The 1565-nt window shown below is 69.6% G+C and carries 1 protein-coding gene; it reads right to left on the reverse strand.

Annotated features, from left to right (window positions below; genetic code table 11):
• Positions 1-246 precede the first annotated feature (246 nt).
• Positions 247-1341, reverse strand: coding sequence for a rod shape-determining protein RodA (rodA, locus tag WDC87_RS21780; protein ID WP_151355351.1), 1095 nt, complete (start codon positions 1339-1341; stop codon positions 247-249).
• Positions 1342-1565 lie beyond the last annotated feature (224 nt).

Genomic DNA, 1565 nt, shown 5'->3' on the forward strand with positions numbered 1-1565 from the left:
CGGCGCTGGGCTACCACTCGCCTAACAACTACGCCCGGCAGCTCCGGACTGCCGCCTGAAACGGCTTCATGGCGTCCGTTTTCAGGGGGCCAGATCAGTCAGCCGCATGGATGCGGCTGCCAAGCCTCCAGGGACGGATTCACGGCGTCCCCCGCGTACCCAACCCGACCGGCCCACCCGCGGCTTCTGCTTTCCGCGACCACCCAGACACCACCCACGAGGGGGCTGCGCGGTTGGCTGGAAACGCTATCCCCCGTGCACGGGCCGATGCCCGCGTACCGCCATCACCAGCCCGATGCCGGCCAACAGCGAAACCGCCGAGGTCCCGCCATAACTGATCAGCGGCATCGGAATGCCCACCACCGGCAGCAGGCCGGAAATCATTCCGCCGTTCACCAGCACGTAGACGAAGAACGCCAGCCCCAGGCTACCGGCCAGCAATCGCGCGTGCGTGTCGCGCGCGTGCACCGCAATCCACAGGCAACGCCCCACCACGAACAGGTACAGCGCGAACAGCGTCGCCACGCCGATCCAGCCAAACTCTTCGGCCAGCACCGAGAACGCAAAGTCGGTGGTGTACTCGGGCAGGAAATCCAGCGTGGCCTGCGTGCCCTGCCCCCAGCCACGTCCTTGCCAGCCCCCGGAACCGATCGCGATGCGCGATTGCAGGATGTTCCAGCCGGTACCAAGCGGGTCGGCCGCCGGGTCGAGGAAGGTCAGCACACGATCCTTCTGGTATTGCCGCAGCAAGCCGAACCACGCCAGGGGTGCAGCCACTGCCAGCCCTGCCGCCCCGGTCGCCAACCAGCCCCAGTGCAAGCCCGCCAGCAACAACGCGAACACGCCACTGGCAGTGACCAACGTGGCGGTGCCGAGGTTGGGCTGCATGAGGATCAGTACCGCCGGCATGCCGATCAGCAGCGCGGCAGTCAATACCGTGCGCGGCGAGGGCGGCAGTGGTTGCCGATGCAGGTACCACGCCATCATCAGCGGCAGGCTGAGCTTGAGCAGCTCGGACGGCTGCAGGTAGAACACGCCGAGGTTCAGCCAGCGCTGCCCGTACTTGCCGGTGCCGATGACGTACACCGCCATCAGCGGCAGCATCGACAGCGCGTAGATCGCAGGGGTCCATGCACGCAATCGCAGCAGCGAAACACGCGACAGCAGCCACATCGCCAACAGCCCACCGGCAAAGCGTGCCGCCTGCCCGGCCACCGGGCCGGACACGCTGTGCAGCACCGCCAGGCCGGCGCCCATCAGGATCAACAACGCGCCCAGCAACGGCAGATCGATCGTGCGCAGCGCCTCACGGCAGCCGCCAAGCAGTCGTTTCCATTTCACGCGGGCACGGTAGCAACGGGTGCTTGCGTGAAGCTGTCATTGTGGTCCTGCGTTTGTAGAGTCGGGGGGGGGGGGCCGGGCGCGCACGGCCGCGGGCCCCGGGGGCCCGCCCCCCACCCCCCCCGCCCCCCCGATCCGGCACCCCCCCCCCCCCCCCGGGGGGGGGGGGCCCCCCCGCCCCCCCCCCACACCCCCCCCCCCCCCCCCCCCCCCCCACCCCCCAC

Source organism: Stenotrophomonas maltophilia group sp. Smal12, assembly GCF_037079935.1.
Taxonomy (GTDB): Bacteria; Pseudomonadota; Gammaproteobacteria; order Xanthomonadales; family Xanthomonadaceae; genus Stenotrophomonas; species Stenotrophomonas sepilia.